At 42.4% G+C, this 19635-nt stretch carries 16 protein-coding genes and 1 pseudogene; 10 read left to right on the plus strand and 7 right to left on the minus strand.

From position 1 onward, the window contains the following. Positions 1–144 precede the first annotated feature (144 nt). From mreC to rodA, 4 genes and pseudogenes are all read left to right on the plus strand, one after another. Positions 145–945, plus strand: coding sequence for a rod shape-determining protein MreC (gene mreC / locus IPP86_09000; protein MBL0138653.1), 801 nt, complete (start codon positions 145–147; stop codon positions 943–945). Continuing rightward, a complete protein-coding gene (gene mreD / locus IPP86_09005) occupies positions 935–1402 on the plus strand; it encodes a rod shape-determining protein MreD (protein ID MBL0138654.1) in 468 nt (155 codons plus the stop codon). Before mreC ends, mreD begins: the two co-directional genes overlap by 11 nt. 45 nt (positions 1403–1447) lie before the next feature. Beyond that, a pseudogene (gene mrdA, locus IPP86_09010) lies at positions 1448–3366 on the plus strand (penicillin-binding protein 2). 44 nt (positions 3367–3410) lie between these two features. Beyond that, positions 3411–4631 carry a rod shape-determining protein RodA gene (gene rodA, locus IPP86_09015; protein ID MBL0138655.1) on the plus strand — a complete coding sequence of 407 codons (1221 nt, stop codon included), beginning with the start codon at positions 3411–3413 and terminating at the stop codon, positions 4629–4631. 52 nt (positions 4632–4683) lie between these two features. Here the strand turns inward: rodA and IPP86_09020 are convergent, their stop codons facing one another. Both IPP86_09020 and IPP86_09025 read right to left on the minus strand, forming a co-directional pair. Beyond that, positions 4684–5073 carry a hypothetical protein gene (locus IPP86_09020; GenBank protein MBL0138656.1) on the minus strand — a complete coding sequence of 130 codons (390 nt, stop codon included), beginning with the start codon at positions 5071–5073 and terminating at the stop codon, positions 4684–4686. Positions 5074–5146: 73 nt separating this feature from the next. Next, complete coding sequence (locus IPP86_09025) at positions 5147–5917, minus strand: energy transducer TonB (protein ID MBL0138657.1); 771 nt, start codon at positions 5915–5917, stop codon at positions 5147–5149. 193 nt (positions 5918–6110) lie between these two features. On the opposite strand from IPP86_09025, the gene IPP86_09030 reads away from it, so the two are divergent. From IPP86_09030 to IPP86_09040, 3 genes are all read left to right on the plus strand, one after another. Then, positions 6111–7328, plus strand: a complete 1218-nt coding sequence (locus IPP86_09030) for a HAMP domain-containing histidine kinase (protein ID MBL0138658.1) — start codon at positions 6111–6113, stop codon at positions 7326–7328. Continuing rightward, complete coding sequence (locus tag IPP86_09035; GenBank protein MBL0138659.1) at positions 7321–8022, plus strand: response regulator transcription factor; 702 nt, start codon at positions 7321–7323, stop codon at positions 8020–8022. Before IPP86_09030 ends, IPP86_09035 begins: the two co-directional genes overlap by 8 nt. A 230-nt stretch (positions 8023–8252) precedes the next feature. Then, the gene (locus IPP86_09040; protein ID MBL0138660.1) at positions 8253–8729 is read left to right on the plus strand and encodes a cytochrome P460 family protein; all 477 of its coding nucleotides are present in this window, start codon (positions 8253–8255) and stop codon (positions 8727–8729) included. A gap of 268 nt (positions 8730–8997) precedes the next feature. Here the strand turns inward: IPP86_09040 and IPP86_09045 are convergent, their stop codons facing one another. The 4 genes from IPP86_09045 to lptC all read right to left on the minus strand — a co-directional run bounded on the left by IPP86_09045 (position 8998) and on the right by lptC (position 13311). After that, positions 8998–11085, minus strand: a complete 2088-nt coding sequence (locus IPP86_09045) for a peptidylprolyl isomerase (GenBank protein ID MBL0138661.1) — start codon at positions 11083–11085, stop codon at positions 8998–9000. Between the two features lie 303 nt (positions 11086–11388). Beyond that, a complete protein-coding gene (locus IPP86_09050) occupies positions 11389–12666 on the minus strand; it encodes an HlyC/CorC family transporter (GenBank protein ID MBL0138662.1) in 1278 nt (425 codons plus the stop codon). A gap of 170 nt (positions 12667–12836) precedes the next feature. Next, positions 12837–13046 carry a hypothetical protein gene (locus IPP86_09055; GenBank protein ID MBL0138663.1) on the minus strand — a complete coding sequence of 70 codons (210 nt, stop codon included), beginning with the start codon at positions 13044–13046 and terminating at the stop codon, positions 12837–12839. Further along, complete coding sequence (gene lptC, locus IPP86_09060) at positions 13030–13311, minus strand: LPS export ABC transporter periplasmic protein LptC (GenBank protein MBL0138664.1); 282 nt, start codon at positions 13309–13311, stop codon at positions 13030–13032. The genes IPP86_09055 and lptC overlap by 17 nt, the downstream gene beginning before the upstream one ends. Before the next feature lie 533 nt (positions 13312–13844). Here lptC and IPP86_09065 point away from each other — a divergent pair. From IPP86_09065 to IPP86_09075, 3 genes are all read left to right on the plus strand, one after another. Beyond that, positions 13845–15890 carry a M13 family metallopeptidase gene (locus IPP86_09065; protein ID MBL0138665.1) on the plus strand — a complete coding sequence of 682 codons (2046 nt, stop codon included), beginning with the start codon at positions 13845–13847 and terminating at the stop codon, positions 15888–15890. 122 nt (positions 15891–16012) lie between these two features. Then, complete coding sequence (locus IPP86_09070) at positions 16013–17275, plus strand: DEAD/DEAH box helicase (GenBank protein MBL0138666.1); 1263 nt, start codon at positions 16013–16015, stop codon at positions 17273–17275. 45 nt (positions 17276–17320) lie between these two features. Next, positions 17321–18199, plus strand: a complete 879-nt coding sequence (locus tag IPP86_09075; GenBank protein MBL0138667.1) for an EamA family transporter — start codon at positions 17321–17323, stop codon at positions 18197–18199. Here the strand turns inward: IPP86_09075 and IPP86_09080 are convergent. Further along, entirely contained in the window at positions 18133–19632 is a 1500-nt protein-coding gene (locus tag IPP86_09080) for a dipeptidase (GenBank protein MBL0138668.1), read from the minus strand. The genes IPP86_09075 and IPP86_09080 overlap by 67 nt on opposite strands. Between the last annotated feature and the right edge of the window lie 3 nt (positions 19633–19635).

Here is a 19635-nt window from a genome sequence, read left to right on the forward strand (position 1 = left end):
TTTGATTGAATGGAAAGTCCTTGCTTAAGGAAAATAGCAAATGACATTGTGATAAATTAGTACGATAACCCGGAACCCGAAACCCGGAACCAAGAACCCGATACCCGGAATAGATGCGTAACCTCTTCCTCTTTCTCTGGAAATATAATTTCTTCATTTTTTCTGATCCTGGAGGCATTCAGCGGGTATCTTATTGTTCAGAATAATAATTTTCAGCGCGCGAGTTTTATTAATTCAACGAACAAAGTAGCCGCTGAAGTAAATACCATGGTGAGCGCGGTTACGGAATACATCAATCTCCGTGCTGCCAATGATGCTTTGTCAAGACAAAACGCTTCCCTGCGTACGCTCATTCCGGATGTATTTTATATCGACAGTGCCCTCAAACAACTGGTCGTTGATACGATCCACAAACAACAGTATACATTTCTTACAGCCAAAGTGGTGAATAATTCCATCAACAGAAGAAACAATTACCTGACATTGAACAAAGGTTCCATGCAGGGAATTAAACCTGAGATGGGTGTTGTTTCCGCTGAAGGTATTGTAGGGATTGTGAAAGATGTCTCTGAACATTATTGCTCTGTGCTCTCTTTCTTGCACAAAGACACAAGGATCAGCGCCCGTTTTAAAAAGAGCGGATACATCGGTTCCATGGTCTGGGAAGGACAGGATGCTACACATGGGATATTGACAGATATCGCGAAACATGTAAAGATTAGTCTGGGCGATACCATAGTTACAAGTTCCTTTTCTTCCATTTTTCCGGAAGGCGTAATGATTGGAACTGTAGACGAAGTTGATCCGAATACGGGAAATAATTTCCAGGACATCAGAGTGAAATTATCCACCAGTTTTGGAAACCTCACCTATGTATATATTATAAGCAACCTGTACAAGGACGAACAAAGGAAACTGGAAGAAAATCAGCCGAATGATCATTAAAATTTTAAAAAATGTATTTCGTTTCTTGTTCCTGGTCGCTATCCAGGTTCTGGTGCTGAACCATATCCAATGGAGTGGCTACTTCAATCCGTATGTCTACATCCTGTTCATTCTGATGTTGCCCATCGAAACACCAAAGTGGTTGCTTCTCGTGCTCGGATTATTCATCGGTTTAACAATTGATATGTTCGGAAATACAAGCGGAATGCATGCCGCGGCTTCCGTTTTTGTCGCCTTTGCCAGACCGGGAATTTTACGTCTCATCGCTCCACGCGACGGATACGAAGCGGAAACCAGTCTGAGCCCACAGGTCATGGGTTTCAACTGGTTTATAACTTATGTTTCCATTTTGGTCGTATTGCATCATCTCGTGTACTTTTATGTAGAAGTATTCCGGTTCAGTGAATTTTTATCACACTGTTCAGGGTCGTACTCAACGCGGCAATTACGGTTGTAATCATTCTGCTCGGACAATACCTCTTCGGAAGATCCTCAAAACGAAATGAACGTCTCATCGGGTAGACAGACAGTAATTTATTTCATCTTTTTTTCCGTCGGGTTGATTTATCTGATGCGGCTGTTCTATATCCAGGTCATTGACGACAGTTATAAAACATCCGCGGAAAATAATGTGCAGCGTCTTGTCATCGAATATCCTTCACGCGGACTCATCTACGATCGTAAAGGAAAACTGCTTGTATACAATGAACCTGTATATGATCTCATGATCATCCCGAAGCAGGCAAAACACATGGCCGATTCGCTGGAACTGTGTCAGCTCATCGGTATCACGCCTGAAGATTATACCGAGAAATACAAAAAAGCCCGGGCGTATTCGCCGGTAAAACCATCTTTGTTTGAAAAACAATTATCGGTTGAAACCTATGCGACCTTGCAGGAGAAACTTTACAAGTTCCCGGGTTTCTTCGTTCAGCCACGAACCCTGCGAAAATATCCTACGCCGATCGCGGCGCATTTGTTTGGTTACATCGGTGAGGTCGACAGCAGCATCACCAGAAAAAATCCATACTACCGCGATGGTGATTACATCGGTAAAAGTGGAATAGAACAATCCTATGAATCCAGTCTGCGCGGAGTACGTGGAAGCCGAAGGGTAATGGTCGACGTGTTCAATCGTGAGAAAGGAAGTTACATGGGCGGTAAATACGATACGGCTTCTGTAGCAGGTAAAAATCTTACGCTCTCCCTTGATCGTGATCTTCAGGAATACGGAGAAAGACTTTTCGCGAATAAAGTCGGAGCGGTAGTAGCGATAGAACCTTCCACGGGAGAAATTCTTGCCTGTGTCAGCAACCCATCCTATGATCCGAATTTATTGGTGGGTCGTGCCCGTACAAAAAATTATGCCTTGTTGTTGAAGGAGCCGACAAAGCCTCTTTTCAACCGCGCATTGATGGCCTATTATCCTCCCGGATCAACATTCAAACTCATCAATGACCTCATCGGAGAACAGGAAGGAGTGCTCAACGCTTCAACCAGTTATTATTGTGATGGAGGATATCACATGGGCAGCCAGACTGTCAAATGCGACGCGCGGCATGGTTCGCTGGCATTGGAATCAGCGATTGCTCATTCCTGTAACACCTATCACTGTTATGTTTTCAGAAGCATTGTTGATCAGAAGAAATTCAGCTCAACAGAACAAGGCTATGAAAACTGGAGAAACCATGTATTGACTTTTGGGATCGGAAAACGTTTGTTCTCGGATCTTCCGCAGGAGTTGAAGGGAAACGTGCCTACGGTTCAGTACTATGATAAATATTTCGGCAAAGGAAGATGGCGTTCATCAACAGTAGTTTCGCTTTCGATCGGTCAGGGAGAGTTGGGAATTACTCCACTACAGATGGCAAACACGATGTGCATCATCGCCAACAAAGGATACTTTACATTCCGCATATCGTAAAGAAAATCGATGAGGTAAGGACGCCCGACAAACACTTCACGGAAAAAAATTATACGGATATTGATCCGAAATATTACGAGATTGTGATCCAGGGTATGCAAAGTGTGGTGGAATCAGGAACAGCCGCGGGCTCTAAAATCAAAGGCATCACCATCTGTGGTAAAACAGGAACAGCTCAGAATCCGCACGGGAAAGATCACAGTTTGTTCGTTGGTTTCGCTCCGCGTGAGAATCCGAAAATCGCCATCGGCATCATGGTTGAAAACGGAGGCTGGGGTTCCGACTGGGGCGCGCCTATCGCGAGTTTGATGATTGAAAAATATCTCAGCGATACCATTTCACGTCCTGAATTGGAAAAACGAATGCTCGAAGGCGTGGTTCAACCTAAATTTTATTTAGAGAAACGCGCGGCCGAACAGAAGAAAGACAGTCTGAAAGCCATTGCCAAAACAGCTCAATCACCTCTCATTACACCTGTAGTGAAAAAGAACAAATAAAATTGCGTAACGAGAAAAGCATATTGCAAAATCTTGACTGGCTCATGGTCGGTATGTTCCTGCTCATGGTGGTGATGGGCTGGCTGAACATTTATGCCGCTGTGTACAATGAAGATCATCAGAGCATTTTCGACCTCAGTCAGAATTATGGTAAACAAACCATCTGGATTGCAGGCGCACTTGTGCTAGCGCTCATGATCCTGGTGATCGACGGAAAATTCTACGCCGCGTTTTCCTATCCGATTTACGGAGCGATGCTTTTGTTATTGCTCTCGACTTTCGCTTTTGCAAGGGATGTAAAAGGATCCTATGGCTGGATTGATATCGGTTCGTTCAAACTACAGCCGGCGGAATTTGCCAAGTTCGCCACCAACATGGCGCTGGCAAAATACCTCAGCACACTCGACATACGGATGCAGGACATGCGAACAAAAATCACTTCGCTGATTTTACTCGGTGTTCCCATGGCAATTATCCTGTTGCAGAACGATACCGGTTCCGCATTGGTATTCGGAGCCTTCATTTTCGTACTCTACAGGGAAGGTTTGTCCGGAAACATTTTGTTGCTGGGATTTTTAACCATCGTGCTTTTTGTGCTCACGCTGCTGGTGGAACAACTCGTTCTCTTCAGTATCATCGGTGGCGTCGCATTGGTTTTCTTTTTCCTGATCCGAAAAACACGGAAGAATATTCTCGTCATTGTTATTGGCGCTTTGCTGGCATCGAGTGTAGTGTTCAGTGTGGATTATGTATACAGAAATGTTTTGCAGGCTCACCAGAGAACACGTATTGATGTGTTGCTCGGCAAACAAACGGATCTGAAAGGAGCGGGATACAATGTGAACCAAAGTAAAATCGCGATAGGTTCCGGGGAGTTCTGGGGAAAAGGATTTCTGCAGGGTACACAAACGAAATACGATTTTGTACCGGAGCAAAGCACCGATTTTATTTTCTGTACGGTAGGAGAGGAGTGGGGTTTTATCGGATCGTCCGTAGTGATCCTGCTCTTCATGGCGCTTCTGGCACGGATCATTTATGTGGCGGAACGACAGCGATCGCAGTATTCGCGGATCTATGGTTATGGCGTAGCTTCGATATTATTTTTCCACCTCATGATCAATATCGGAATGACCATCGGCCTCGCGCCGGTGATAGGAATTCCATTGCCATTCTTCAGCTACGGAGGTTCTTCCCTGTGGTCCTTCACCATTCTGCTTTTCATCTTCATTAAGCTTGATGCTTATAGATTGCAGATTCTTCGTTGAGTTTCTATACTATGTGTTTCGCCCCATTGGGGCGAAACCTTTCAACCACTTTTCAAATACTAGTATTCCCTTTATTCGACCTCTGAAATTTGATCGTAAGAAAAGCGATAATTAAAAAAGGAAGTGTCGACAAAATGATTTTTACATTCAGGCTGAGGCAGCCGACGAAGAGCATGAATGCCAGAAGAATTCCAATGCATCCGAGGCCTATGAATGTCATGATTCTGTTGGGCTGTTTTTGAAGAAGAGTTGCCAACAGGAGAATTTGTCCTGCAAAGGGCAGGAGGATAAATGGATGCAATACTGAATCCGGGCTGGAAAAGAATTTTTTAAAGATCTCCGCTTCCGCCTGAAAAAGGAAAAGATGATTCTCTTTTCCCCATTCCAGATATCCAAACAAAGAAGAAACTACAAGAAGCAGATTGTAAATTTTGCCTTTCATCAGATCAGGTCCGGAAAATGATATCTCCCGACCTGATGCAAATGTTCTGAAAAAAAATCTAATTCAGCAATACTCAACAACCTTCATTTCCGGTGTAGAGGATAAATTCAAAATCCTGCTTGATTTTTACACCCTGGAGATTTTGTGCCGGCTTCCATTTCGGCATTTTGTTGATACGGTTCATGATCAATGTATCGGTTTCAGGATCACCGGAAGTCCTGATGACACGTGTGTTGCTGATGCTGCCATCAGGGTTCACAGTAAAACGTACTTTGCTTTGACGGATGTTCTCAGGGTTAGCAGCTGCAATGGGATTAATGACATTCTCCCGAAAATATTTTTTCATGGATCCGAATCCGCCAATAAATTCCGCTTCCGTTTCAGGAACAACTGTCATCGAATAATTCATCGAACGGATTTCTGTTTTCTCAGTAACGGCATTCATGGATTTGTAATCTACGTTGATAAAAATTTCATCTTCAATTCCGAGTCCGCGGATCATGTTTGTTTGTTCAGCAGTGAGACGATCATTCGCTGAAGTAGCCTTTTGAAATTTTCCCTGATGATTGCTTTTGATTTCCGCGGAGACATATTCTTTCAGCCAGTTTTTTGGATAGCCGGAGCTCAAATCTCCCAATGATTTCGCGGCAAGGAGCCGACTTTGTTTTACCGGGTGTAAATACGTTCCTTTTAATTCGAAATAAAATTGTGGAACAGCATTCGGTGCCGGTTTATTGTAGACGGAATCCTGTACGTAGGAAACCAATTGTTGAGAATTGATATTTTGACCCAAGGCTGTAACGATAACAAAGAGAAGCAGTACAGCGGTTGCATTGTATTTCATAGGTTTAAATTTAATGAATGTTATGAGTTTTTGTAACAGCGAGAAAGAATAAATCTTCTCATGAACAGTTAATTTATAATTCAAATGTAGCCCGTCCTCATCGCGAATCTTGTTATTCGGGAGTTATTCTGTTGTTAATGAGTTGTTAATGGGTGGTTTTCCCTCCTGAAATTGGCTATTTTTGAAACATCAAATGAAGCTCAACCGCACTACTGTTTTTATCTCCATTTCATCCGTCGCGCTTTTGATCGTTCTCATTATCCAGGTAAACTGGATGATTCATACCGCGAGAATCAAGGAGGAGATTTTTAATGAAAAGGCCAACATGGTTCTTTCCCGCACCGCGGAGGCACTTGCCGCGGATACAAACGCGTGCAGAAATATGGAAGTGTGTGTAGGCAGAAATGAAATTCACAAAACGGATTCTTTGCTCACCAATTACATGGACTTCTATAATTTTCACATCGATTATTATTTCGAAGTGAAGAAGCCGGGAGAAACGGCAGCGCAGAACAATAGCGGTTTGAAGAATAATGTTTACAAAAAACGTCTTGAAGAAGAAGCCACAAGGAACGGACTTGAATTAAATCTTTTTTTACCGGAGAAAAGACAATTCATCGTTCAGGAAATGGGACCGATGTTCATCACATCTGTCATCCTGATTCTTGTGGTGTTGATTATGTTCTGGCGAACAATTCTGTTGCTGATGAGGGAGAAAAGATTGTCGGAACATACCAATGATTTCCTGAACAACATGACGCATGAATTCAAAACTCCGCTGACCAATATCGCTCTTGCAGGGAAAATGATCACGAAGGATGCATCGAACAGGCAGGAGGAAAAGATCAAACATTATTCTGAAATCATTCTCGCGGAGAACGAGAAGCTGAGATTGCAGGTGGAGCAGGTGCTGAGCATGACAGCATTGGAGCGTGGCGAAATTCCATTGCGCAAAACTGAACTGGATGTTCACGAACTTATTCGTGAGGCGATAAAATACATCAGCATCCAGATTGAAAATAAACAAGGAGAATTAAAACTGAATCTGGATGCGGAAAACCCGGTAATATTCGGAGATAAGACGCATTTGGTAAATGCATTGTATAATCTGGTCGACAATGCCATCAAATATTCGCCGGAAAAACCGGAACTTTCCGTTCGCACTCATAATCATGAAAAACAATTCATCCTTGTGGTTTCAGACAAAGGAATCGGTATAGAAAAAGAATACCAGAAGAAAGTCTTCGAGAAATTTTTCCGTGTACCAACTGGTGATGTGCACGACGTGAAAGGATTTGGTTTGGGTTTGTCCTATATCAAAAAGATTGTAGAATTGCATCAGGGTAAGATTGATCTTGAAAGTACTCCCGGAAAGGGAACCACATTTACTGTTACATTGCCGAATGCTTAAGGAGAAAATCAGAATATTATTGGCAGAAGACGATCTGAATTTGGGCGTCTTGCTGGTAGATTATCTGGAAGCGGAAGGCTATGATGTAAAGTTGTGTAAGGATGGAGAACTTGCATTAAAAGCATTCGAAGGCGGACAGTTTGATTTGTGTCTGCTCGATGTGATGATGCCCAAGATGGACGGCTTTACTCTCGCGAAGGCGATCCGTTCAATCAATAAAACAGTACCGCTGATTTTCATCACCGCGAAATCTCTGAAGGAAGATAAATTAAAAGGCTATGATCTCGGCGCGGATGATTACATCACCAAACCTTTTGATGAAGAGGAGTTGCTTTGGAAAATCAAAGCTGTTGTGCGCCGTATGCCCGGAACAACTTCTCTTGCATCAACTGAAATAGTTCAGATCGGTAAATACACTTTTGATTATACCAATCAGTTGATTTCACTCAATGGCATCAACAGAAGAATAACAGAAAAGGAATGTGAGATACTGAATTATCTGTACGCGCAAAGAAACCGGAAGGTCAGGAGGGAAGAGCTCCTAAAGGCCATCTGGGGCGAGAACGATTATTTTTTTGGAAGAAGTATGGATGTCTTTATTTCCAAGATTCGCAAATACCTGAAAGATGATCCGAACCTGAGTATTGAAAATGTCTTCGGCGTCGGCTTTATATTTAATGTTCCTGAAGTTTAATTTTTTCCCCTTTTTACTTCCGTCCCCCGTCCCCCGTCTATAAAATAGCTTACCCTGTTTTTTCCAATTAACTTAAGGACTTTAACAAGTTTGATTTTCTAAAATCCCTGAAAACAGCTTAAAAATAGATCACCTCTGTAAGTTCTTCATCTTCAACATGAAGGCTGACAATTTTAAGACAATTGCGCAGGGGCTTCCTGTTATCTTTCGTTTACAAAAAACCAAGGACCATGAAAAACAAACTACTCTTAAGCCTTTCCATTGCAGCATTCGTATTTGCTGTTTCTTCCTGTTCACGTGAGAAAGATGATTCTCCGGGTTTATCTGACAATGCATTGATCAGTCTGGCAAACTCGAATGACCTTGTGAATGTGGATGTACACAGTACAGATTCACGTTTGTCGCAAGCCCCTGCCTTCAGGATTCGTATGAATCACATTGCTGCCGATGCGTGCAATGATTCCTTCCATTCTCTTCCTGCTGTCTTCCCTGCAAGTTCGGTCCTCGTAAAAGAATATTTAGATGCATCCGGAACTGTCACTGCACGTGATGTAATGTATAAAGCTCCGGCTGATTCAAGATCTGATGGTGGTTGGCTTTGGGCTTCTTATGATGCCGATGGACAAAATGTATACAGCGCCTCTCGTCGCGGTAGTTCCTGCAACAGCTGCCATTCAGGAGGAACAGATAAAGTAATTGGGCTTTAGAATTGTTGATTGTAGATTGTTGATTGCTGATTGAATCACAAATAAAAAAGTCCCGGCGATGAGCCGGACTTTTTTATTGATGGATTTCTGATTGAAGATTTTAGATTTCTGATTGAAAATTGATTGGATTTTGCAGAACCAATCTACAATCCTCAATCTACAATCAGCAATTAACTTGTGGATTTCTGATTGAAGATTTTAGATTTTTGATTGTAGATTGATTGGATTTTGCAGAGCCAATCTACAATCATCAATCAAAAATCATCAATTAATAAAATCTTCCACGATTATCTTCGATGTTCGCTTTTTCCTTCAGTGCATTTTGCAATTCATAATCACTGCGGGATTTACGTTGTTCGAGGACTTGTTTGATGTTGGCAGAATAATCGGTAGTAGGAGCCGGTTCAGTGAATGATTTAATAAACACTGCTGTTACTCCGTTATCTCCTTTGATTGGTTTTGAAAACTGACTGGCTTTCATTCCAAAAATGGCACCTACAATATTCAGCTCATTTCCGATTCCCGGGATGTATGGGTTTTGGAAGCTGATTTTGTCGGCATCGCCGGGAGTTACATTCAGTTTGTTCGCCATCGCGTCAACATTGGTTGCGCCGGTTGCGTTCATTTTTTCGATGAGCATAGCGGCTTTCTTTTCCTTGCGAGCTTCAGCAGTTACCTGTTCAAGAACTTCTTCCATTGGAAGGATTCCTTTTTCTTTTACATCGGTAAGATGAGCAACAACATATTTATCACCGAAAGTGAATGCTTTTGAAATATCACCTTTGTTTGCCTGATAAGCCCAACGTACCAATTCGCGTGGAGATTCAAGTCCGGGAACGCTTTTATCTGTTTCACGGATGTTATCAGCGATACGTTTATTGAGACCTTGCTTCACAACAGCGCTGTCAAAAAGTACAGCGGTATTATTTGTAGCGGCAAACTGATTTGCCTTATTGAACATATCATCGTAAGTCTTTTGTGAAGGCTCCACTTTACGTTCAACCACCGCGAACTGCATCTGACGTGAGGTAGCTCCTTTTTCCATTACTTCAATAAGGTGTACACCAAACTGTGATACAACAATTGGCATATCGCCTTTTTTGCCATCAAAACATGCATCGTTGAAAGGCTTAACCATCATGCCCGGTTTGAACCAGCCAAGATCTCCGCCTTTGGCGCCAGAACCCGGATCTTGTGAAAAACGTGTTGCCAGGTCGGCGAATTTGGAACCTTTCTTGATCGCGTTTTTCAAACTATCAGCAAGAGCCATAGCCTTTGTTGTATCGTTATTCTCGATCTTCACCAGGATGTGACGGGCTTTCACAGAATCAGCAACGAATTTTTCAGCTGTTGATCTTGCAAGTTTCAATACGCCATTCTCGTTGTAAGGTCCGATCAAAGTACCGATAGGAGAGGAGAAAAGTGTATCCAGCATAGGCTTTGTTCCTTTTGCATGGAAAGCAGAATCAAAAGGCGCATCACTGTTTTGTGCAACAAAAGCAATCGGGTTTTCACTGACAGCGAATTCATCTTTTTTCTTTGTTACCCATTCGTTGACTTTCTGCATATCGTCTGCGGAAGGCTGAACATCAAAAGCGACATATTCAACTTTGCGCATGGTTTCAGCCTGTTTGTACTTGCTCTGATTCGCGTTGTAATAATTGCGCAGATCATTTTCTTCAACAGCTACAGTAGTATCCATAATTGTATTGTAGTCAAGTCGTACAAATCGGATACTGGCAGTACGTTGTCCTTCATCGTATGCGCGTTTTGCCTCTTCAGTTGGAACAAAGAGTCCTGCTTTGATAAGGTCTTTGTATTTGGCAGCGATGCGCTCATCACGCATTGCATCTTCAAATTGTTTCCACTGGCGCTGTACGCTTTCTTCACGGTTAGGAAGATCTTTCAGGAATTTAATAACCGCGTTAGGATCGAAAACATTTGTTTTCGGATCTGTGAAAGCCTGTTTTACCTGTGGGTGAGCATTCGGTCCTGTACACATTTCGTACAGTTCTTCCGGACTGCAGGAGAGACCGAGTTTTTTATATTCTTCACCGAGCGTATTTTCATTTACAAACATCGACCAGGATTGTTCACGCAACATGTCCTGAGTGTTTTGATCAATGGTTTCTGTACGGGTGTTGAGTTTGTAATTTTCGGTCAATGTCTCTACCCGTTTTTCAAATTCCGAGTAGCGCACTTTTACACCACCGATTTCTCCAACGACATCACTGTTGCGGTGTAACAAACCTGTGTTGGATGTAACCAGGTCACCGAGGATGAAGAGGAGCATCGAAACACCGACAAACACGATGAGCAAACCAACGCGTTTCCGGATTCTGCCAATAACTGCCATAAATTATATGAGTTTGAAGTTAAATATTTGATAAGGTATCTTTCGGAAACAATGCAATGCCTTGCTAATCAGATGATTGCATAGACTTATGCATAGATTTTCCTCAAAATGAGGGGCGAATATACAATAAGCAGGGCAAATCGCCAAGTTCGGAGTGAATGTAAGTCCCTCTGCTCAAGGCGGCTAAAGCCCTGTAATTTGCTTAGAAGGCAGGCATACGATGAAGCTCCGGAAACGTTTGATTTTTGCAAAAAAAACAGCAGGTAAATTTTTCCGAAATCAGCCGGATATTTTCAGGAGATTTCAGTCCTCCGGATTGATTTTAAGCCGTACCTGTTCGATACGGTTATTATTCATTTTCACGGCAGTAAAAGTGAATGGAGGTATGACAATCTCTTCACCCGCTTCCGGAATATTTTCATGATGATGAAAAATGAAGCCGCTGAGGGTTTCATAGGATTCGGACTCGGGAATGTTGAGTTCGTATTTATTGTTCAGATAATCGATTTCCAAACGCCCAGAAAGCATGTATTCCTTGTCGTTGATTTTCTTTTCTGTTTCTTCCGGAATATCATGTTCGTCCTGAATTTCACCGAAGATTTCTTCGATGACGTCTTCAATTGTCACCATTCCTGCCGTACCTCCGAATTCATCCACTACAACAGCTACACTCCTGTGCTGGTTGGTGAATTGTTTCAGCAATTCATTCGCGCTCATCACTTCAGGAACGATGCTTACAGGTAATAAAACCTGGACGATCTCCGATGGTTTTTTGAACATCTCTGATGAGTGAACAAAACCAATAATGTTATCAATGGAATCGCGGTAGATAAGGATTTTAGAAAGTTTTGTTTCGATGAATACTTTATTCAGCGATGCAATGGATTCCGTTACATCGAGCGCGATGATTTCTTTTCGTGGAACCATACATTCACGCACTTTCACTTCTTTAAAATCCAATGCATTCTGAAAGATCCGGATTTCGGTGTCCATTTCTTCCACCTGGCTGTTTTTGCTGGTCAGTTCACGGATGTAAAAATCAAGATCCACACGTCCGAACACCGGTCGTTCTTCCACGAAATCTATCCTGAAAATGCTACGCATGATAAAACGGGACAATCCTATGATGACCCACATAACAGGATACAAGAGGTAATACATCATCAGCAAAGGAACTGCCAATACCCGAAGGATTCCATTCGGATTGATCCGGAACAGCACCTTCGGAATAAACTCCGCTGCTACAAGGATAATGAGTGTACTGAACAAAGTCTGAATGATGAGCAGCATCCCTTCGCCGTGCATTTGTCTGGGCAAAATCGACCGGAGGAGATCCAGCGTAAGAATATCTTCCGCCATGATGGTACCATATATGACAAGCGCGATGTTGTTCGCGATCAGCATTGTGGCGATAAAATTGGAAGGCAATTTGATGAAATTCCAGATGATTCGGGCTGAAAAACTGCCCTGACTGCGGTCCAGCTCGATCCGCAATTTATTTGCTGAAATAAAGGCGATTTCACTTCCCGCGGCAAATGCGGAACACAAAAGTGTGAGTAAAATAATACTCCAATTAGACATTACTGTAATTTAAACAGGGCGAATATACAAAGGAAAAAATTGATCACGGGGTTTAGAGTTCCGGGTTCCGAGTTTCGGGTTGTTCGTTCCAGGTTGAAAGAAAGTACGATTGAAAGTGTGATACCGACCACTAAGCACTAACCACTAAGCACTAACCACTACCCACTACCTCAATGGTACTGCTTCGCCTCCTTCTCCTTCTGATACTGTTCCATCCGGATCCGTTGTTTTTTCCTGACGGTATACATGAGCAAAGCTACACCCGTGATTGCGAGCATCCAGATGGCAGCCTGCCAGCCGTCGGTGAAAAACTGGTATGCGGAGATCATCCCGGTAGAAACGGAGATAATCAGCCAGGACATTTCAAGAATCCTTAACATGGGTTGAAGTATTGATAGGAATGGTTCCTCTGGTTTTGAAAATTTTGTATTTGGTAAAATCTTCGTTGGCTTCGAAACCATCACCGTAGATGATTTGATCCTTCGTTGTGATTTTTACAAATTCGTCACTGATTAATTTCTGTTTTTTCATCCCAAATGAGATGTTCCGTATTAAGCCGATCGCCTTTTGATTGACAACCACCACATTTTTCCTGGCCTCCATGCGCTGATCTCTTTCATACCTGATTCCATAATCAGCATCCAGTTTACTTTTACATTCAACTGGTTATCATAGAAAATCGCGCGTAGCCCTTACTGCATTTCAATATACGGATTTTCTGATTCATAGCGATCAAGAACCGGTGCTGTCAACTCTACCTGAACACGTGCAGAAGCGCTGTACAGGATTTTGATATTTTTGCGGTTTCTGTCGGGGTTTTTTCACCTTTTCCGTACAATTTGACCTTGTTTAGGTCATTTTCGCATGAAATGAAAAAGATACCGAGCATACCCAATAGCACTCCCTCTTTCATTTTCATAATACAAACCTAAGGCATTCCTTGAAAAAAGCCAAAGCTTAAACGAGGAATAAGCTGGATTGCTTTGTTTATTATTTGGATTCGCCCAAAATTCCATTTTGCACCAGTTTGTCTTTGAATCCTGACCTGATTCCGAGACAATGATGGTGTAAAAGATTCACGCTACTGAATTTGCCTTGTTAACAAAAGGTTAATCCTCTCCGACCTTTTAGCTTTTATTTTACTTTTGTACTGCAAAAAAATAATTTACAATTAACAGATGAAAAAACCAATTCTTGCGGTAGCCGCAACTGCGATTGCAGCTTCAGCAACCATTTACAGCTGTACACAGAGTGAAGCAAAAAAAGGAGTAGGCATTGATCTTGCGAATTTTGATACAACTGTCAGCCCGAAAAATGATTTCTTCCATTACGCGAATGGTGGATGGATCAAAGCCAATCCAATTCCTGCCGATCAGGTACGTTGGGGATCCTTCAGCATCCTCGGGGATAACAACCGCAAATACCTGCGTGATATCCAGGAAGCCGCTGCAGCAAAACAAGGTGCTGCAAAAGGAAGTCCGGAACAATTGGTAGGAGATTTCTGGTACAGTGCAATGGACACTGCGAAAATTGAAAGTCTTGGTACCACTCCGATCAAAGGAGAAATGGAGAGCATCGAGAAGATCGCTGATATAAAAGGTATAATGTCTTATACTGCAAAATTACAAATGTGGGGAGCGAACCCAATGTTTGGTTTTTACGCGGGACAGGATCCAAAAAATAGTGAAGTAGTTGTTCCTCAGATTTACCAGGGTGGATTGTCTTTACCGGATCGCGATTATTATCTGAAGAACGATGATCATTCCAAACAAATCCGTGAGGAGTTTGTGAAGCACGTGAGCAAAATGTTTGAACTCTATGGCCTCGATGCGGCAACTTCAAAAAAATACGCGGACGTTGTAATGGGTATTGAAACAAAACTCGCTTCAGCATCCATGACACGTACGGAATTGCGTGATCCTTTTAAAACCTATAACAAAGTTACCATTACGGATCTTGACGCGATTACTCCATCTATCAAATGGGCCGACATGATGGACCAAATGGCAGTTCACGGTAAATACGATTATCTGGTGCTGGGTCAGCCTGAATTTTTGAAAGAACTCGAAAACCAGGTAAAGAGCAATTCTCTCGATAACTGGAAAATCTACATGAAGTGGAATTTATTGAATCTCGCAGGTAATGTTCTGAATAATGACCTGGTGATGCAAGATTTCTATTTCAATAACCAGGTTTTGAACGGGCAAAAAGCAATTCAGCCGCGCTGGAAACGCATGACTTCACTCAGTGATGGTTTGATTGGTGATGCATTGGGACAGTTGTATGTTGCAAAATATTTCCCACCGGATGCAAAGAAAAAAGCGGATGAGCTTGTTGCCAATCTGATGGCTGTATACGACGAACGTATTCAGAAACTGGATTGGATGAGCGATGTAACCAAGAAAAAAGCTTTGGAAAAATTACACACCATCACTCCAAAGATCGGTTATCCTTCCAAATGGAAAGATTATGCCGGACTTGACATTACTCGTGATAATTTCTTCCAGAATTTAATGAATGCCACCAAATGGAATTATGAATACATGATCAACCAGATTGGTAAGCCTGTTGACAAAACACAGTGGGGAATGACACCTCCAACAGTAAATGCATATTACAATCCTTCCAATAATGAGATCGTATTCCCTGCAGGAATTCTTCAGCCACCATTCTTCAATAAAGACGCTGATGACGCTGTTAACTACGGTGGAATCGGTGCGGTAATTGGCCACGAGATTACACATGGATTCGATGATGAAGGACGTAACTTTGATGCCAAAGGAAACCTGAATAGCTGGTGGCTTCCGGAAGATTCAGCAAAATTTGTTGCAAAAGCTCAGCTGATCATTGATCAGTTCAATGGTTACAAAGTGCTGGATACACTAGCTGTAAATGGAAACCTCACACTTGGTGAAAACATCGCTGACCTTGGTGGAATTACCATCGCTTACGAAGCATTTAAACGTACTAAGCAAGGACAAGGCAATGAGAAGATTGATGGATTGACTCCGGAGCAAAGATTCTTCCTCGGTTTCGCGACCATCTGGGCCGGAAATATCCGACCGGAAGCTGCGGCGCAACGGATCATTACAGATCCACATTCTCCTGCACAGTATCGTGTAAACGGACCACTGAGCAATATCGATCAATTCTATAAAGCGTTTGGTATTCAGGAAGGTGACGCATTGTACCGTCCGGATTCATCACGCGCTAAAATCTGGTAATTTGATTTTTTTTGAAAAGCCCTGCGCATTCTGTGCAGGGCTTTTTTTTTACAATCGCCCGGAATATTTTTTTTCTTTTCATTCAACAAGTACACGTGGAAGCACGTAGCTTTGAGCCAACAATGAGTCCTGAACAATTTTCATTTTCTGATTTCAAGCTAAACAAACAATTGCTCACTGCGGTTGAGGAAGCAGGATTTCACACGCCAACCGCGATTCAGCGAAAGGCCATTCCATTGATCCTCGGCGGGAGCGATATCCTTGGTATCGCTCAGACAGGTACCGGTAAAACCGCGGCTTATCTTTTGCCTGTGTTGATGAAGATTAAGTTTGCCCAAGGAACTGACCCCAGAGCATTAATCATGGTGCCAACACGTGAACTGGCGATGCAGGTTGCCGAGCACATCCGCATGTTCGCGAAAAATACTGATTTAAGATTTCTGGCCGTTTATGGTGGAGTGGGGCTTAAGCCACAAGTGGAAGCATTGGCAAAAGGAATTGATATCCTTGTAGCCACACCGGGACGTTTGATGGACTTGTATTTGCCCGGACATCTGAACCTGAAAGATATCCGGATCTTTGTACTGGATGAAGCGGAACGATTGCTGGATATGGGATTCAAACATCAGATCGACAGAATTCTTGAAGTAGTTCCCCGAAAGCGTCAGAATCTTTTATTCACCGCGACATGGAACGACAAGATAAAACAAGTGTCTCAGAACTTCCTTGTTTCTCCTACAGAAATCCGCATCGCTCCGGAGATCAAAACAGCGAAAACTGTTTCACAGGTTGTGTATTTTGTTCCAAACCTGAGAACTAAAATCAACCTTCTCGAATTTCTGATTGAAGATCCTTCTTTTCGCAAAGTCATTGTTTTCTGTAAAACAAAAAGTACCGCGACAAATCTGTCACGATATCTGACTAGAAAATATGGAGATGAATTTGTACGAGTCGTCCATGGAAACAAAGACCAGAATACCCGATTAAATTCCATCAAAGCGTTTAAAGAAGAACAGGTTCGTTTTCTCGTAACAACGGATGTTGCCGCAAGAGGGATAGACATTGATGAAGTAAGTCATGTTATCAATTTTGATGTTCCGCTGGTGTACGAAGATTACATACATCGTATCGGTCGAACCGGTCGCGCTTTTCGCACCGGTGATTCCATTACCTTTTGCGCTCCGAACGATGAATATCATTTGAAGAAAATTCAAAAGCTTATCGGACAAAAAATCCCTGTCCAAATAATGCCTGAACATATTGAAATTACAGAAACACCTTATGAAGAACGACAGGCTATTCTTCGTGAAGTGGACATGCAAAGAAGAAAAGATAACCCGGCTTATCAGGGAGCTTTTCATGAAAAGAAAAAAAGGAGTAAATAAATTTAGAAATGTAATTAAGTCTGTTCATTTGACTGTTGAATTTGTATGACGGATTCTCCCAAAAACAAAGCATACATTCTGATAACTATTCTCGCCGTGATCTGGGGGAGTTCCTTCATCCTGATCAAACGAGGAATTGAAGTATATACACCCGGACAAGTCGGTGCATTGCGCATTTTCGTTTCAGCGCTGGCATTGATTCCTTTTGTATTTCGTTCGTTCGGAAAAATTGAACCCGGGAAATGGAAATATCTCGCTGCAACCGGATTGCTTGGCAATGGAATTCCCGCGGTCTTATTTCCTTTAGCAGAGACAAACATCAGCAGCGCTGTTGCTGGAATGATTAATTCCCTCACTCCAATTTTTACGCTCATTGCTGGAATGTTGTTTTTTGGAATGCAGGCGGGGAGAAGCAGAATCACCGGTTTATTCATTGGACTCATCGGTGCAATGCTTCTTATTTTTGGAAGAACAGGAGGTACGATAGAAGGCAATCCGAATTATGCATGGATCATCGTCGCTGCGACGGTCTGTTACGCGCTAAGTGTAAATATCATTCGATCTCACTTGTCTACCATTGGTTCAATCAACAACACCGGTTTTGCGCTCCTCATTGTTGGAATTCCAATGGGAATTTACCTGTTCAGCACTGATTTTATTGTCAGGACACAAACTGTTCCCGGCGCGGGTTTCAGTCTGATGTGTGTTGTGCTTCTGGGTTTGCTGAGTACTGCTTTGTCGACAGTATTATTCAATCAGCTCATTAAAATTTCCGGTGCATTGGTAGCTTCATCTGTAACCTATCTGATTCCAATTGTTGCCACCATCTGGGGATTGGCGGATCATGAATCACTTGGTTATTTGCATCTTGCCGGACTGGGAGGCATTCTTGGTGGAGTATACCTCATCAATAAGAAAAGCTGAACAAAAATATTTTCATAAAAAAAACTCCCGTAAGTTCTACGGGAGTTTTTTATGAATGAAAATTTATTTTTACTCAGAGTTGCAAAGTTCTCAAAGAACAATGGAATCGTTTCAATTCCTTTCAGGAAATTAAAGACACCGTAATGTTCATTCGGAGAATGAATCAAATCGCTGTCAAGTCCGAATCCCATGAGTACAGACTTCAGTCCAAGTTCTTTTTCAAATAATGCAACAATCGGAATACTTCCTCCACCGCGGGTAGGAATCGGCTTCTTGCCAAAAGTTTTTTCCATTGCCATGCTTGCCGCTTTGTAAGCGACAGAATCTGTAGGTGTCACAACTGGTTCTCCGCCATGATGAGGCCTTACTTCAACTTTCACAGATTTTGGTGCAATGCTTTTAAAATGATTGCTGAACAATTCCGTAATTTTTTCATTGGATTGATTAGGCACAAGTCGCATGCTGATTTTAGCGAAGGCTTTGGAAGGAAGAACAGTTTTGGATCCTTCGCCTGTGTATCCTCCCCAAATTCCATTTAACTCAAGTGTTGGACGAATTCCTGTTCGTTCCAGAGTAGAGTATCCTGTTTCACCATGAACATCATCTATACCGAGATCTTTTTTGTATTCATCAAGATCAAATGGTGTCTTGTTCAGTTCAGCTCTCTCTGCTGCATTAAGTTCAAGCACTGTATCGTAAAAACCGGGTATCGTAATATGATTATTTTTATCCTTCATGGATGCAATCATCTCACACAAAATGGTGATTGGATTTGCCACGGCACCTCCGTAAACACCGGAATGCAAATCACGATTCGGGCCTGTCACTTCAACTTCGACATAGCTCAATCCGCGTAAACCAACTTCCAGTGAAGGCAGGTCGTTAGCAAGGATGGATGTGTCAGAAATCAGAATGACGTCTCCTTTCAGACGGCTTTTGTTATCCCGAACCCATTGTCCAAGGTTGCTGGAGCCGACTTCTTCTTCTCCTTCAATCATGAATTTTACATTGCATGCAAGTGTTTTTGTTTGCATCATGAGCTCAAAAGCTTTCACATGCATGTATACCTGTCCTTTGTCATCACAGGATCCTCGCGCGTAAATTTTTCCATCACGGATGACCGGCTCAAAGGGTGGAGTTTCCCAGAGGTTCATCGGATCTGCGGGTTGAACATCGTAATGTCCATAGACGATAACTGTTGGCAACTTCGGGTCTACCATCTTTTCTCCATAAACAATTGGATGGCCTTTGGTCGGGCAAACTTCTACCAGATCAGCTCCGGCAGACAATAATTTTTCTTTTATATAATCAGCTGCTCTTGCAACATCTTTCGCGTATTTGCTATCCGCACTTACAGAAGGAATGCGTAGCAATTCAAAAAGTTCGTCAAGAAATCTTTTTTCATTTGACTGAATATATTCTTTCGTTGTCATAGG

The sequence above is a fragment of the Bacteroidota bacterium genome (assembly GCA_016720935.1).
Taxonomy (GTDB): domain Bacteria; phylum Bacteroidota; class Bacteroidia; order AKYH767-A; family 2013-40CM-41-45; genus JADKJP01.

Coding starts and splice junctions, on each gene's coding strand:
- mreD (MBL0138654.1), top strand. CDS start 935: ATGATCATTAAAATTTTAAAAAATGTATTTCGTTTCTTGTTCCTGGTC.
- rodA (MBL0138655.1), top strand. CDS start 3,411: ATGGTCGGTATGTTCCTGCTCATGGTGGTGATGGGCTGGCTGAACATT.
- IPP86_09020 (MBL0138656.1), bottom strand. CDS start 5,073: ATGAAAGGCAAAATTTACAATCTGCTTCTTGTAGTTTCTTCTTTGTTT.
- IPP86_09025 (MBL0138657.1), bottom strand. CDS start 5,917: ATGAAATACAATGCAACCGCTGTACTGCTTCTCTTTGTTATCGTTACA.
- IPP86_09030 (MBL0138658.1), top strand. CDS start 6,111: ATGAAGCTCAACCGCACTACTGTTTTTATCTCCATTTCATCCGTCGCG.
- IPP86_09035 (MBL0138659.1), top strand. CDS start 7,321: ATGCTTAAGGAGAAAATCAGAATATTATTGGCAGAAGACGATCTGAAT.
- IPP86_09040 (MBL0138660.1), top strand. CDS start 8,253: ATGAAAAACAAACTACTCTTAAGCCTTTCCATTGCAGCATTCGTATTT.
- IPP86_09045 (MBL0138661.1), bottom strand. CDS start 11,085: ATGGCAGTTATTGGCAGAATCCGGAAACGCGTTGGTTTGCTCATCGTG.
- IPP86_09050 (MBL0138662.1), bottom strand. CDS start 12,666: ATGTCTAATTGGAGTATTATTTTACTCACACTTTTGTGTTCCGCATTT.
- IPP86_09055 (MBL0138663.1), bottom strand. CDS start 13,046: ATGTTAAGGATTCTTGAAATGTCCTGGCTGATTATCTCCGTTTCTACC.
- IPP86_09065 (MBL0138665.1), top strand. CDS start 13,845: ATGAAAAAACCAATTCTTGCGGTAGCCGCAACTGCGATTGCAGCTTCA.
- IPP86_09070 (MBL0138666.1), top strand. CDS start 16,013: ATGAGTCCTGAACAATTTTCATTTTCTGATTTCAAGCTAAACAAACAA.
- IPP86_09075 (MBL0138667.1), top strand. CDS start 17,321: ATGACGGATTCTCCCAAAAACAAAGCATACATTCTGATAACTATTCTC.
- IPP86_09080 (MBL0138668.1), bottom strand. CDS start 19,632: ATGACAACGAAAGAATATATTCAGTCAAATGAAAAAAGATTTCTTGAC.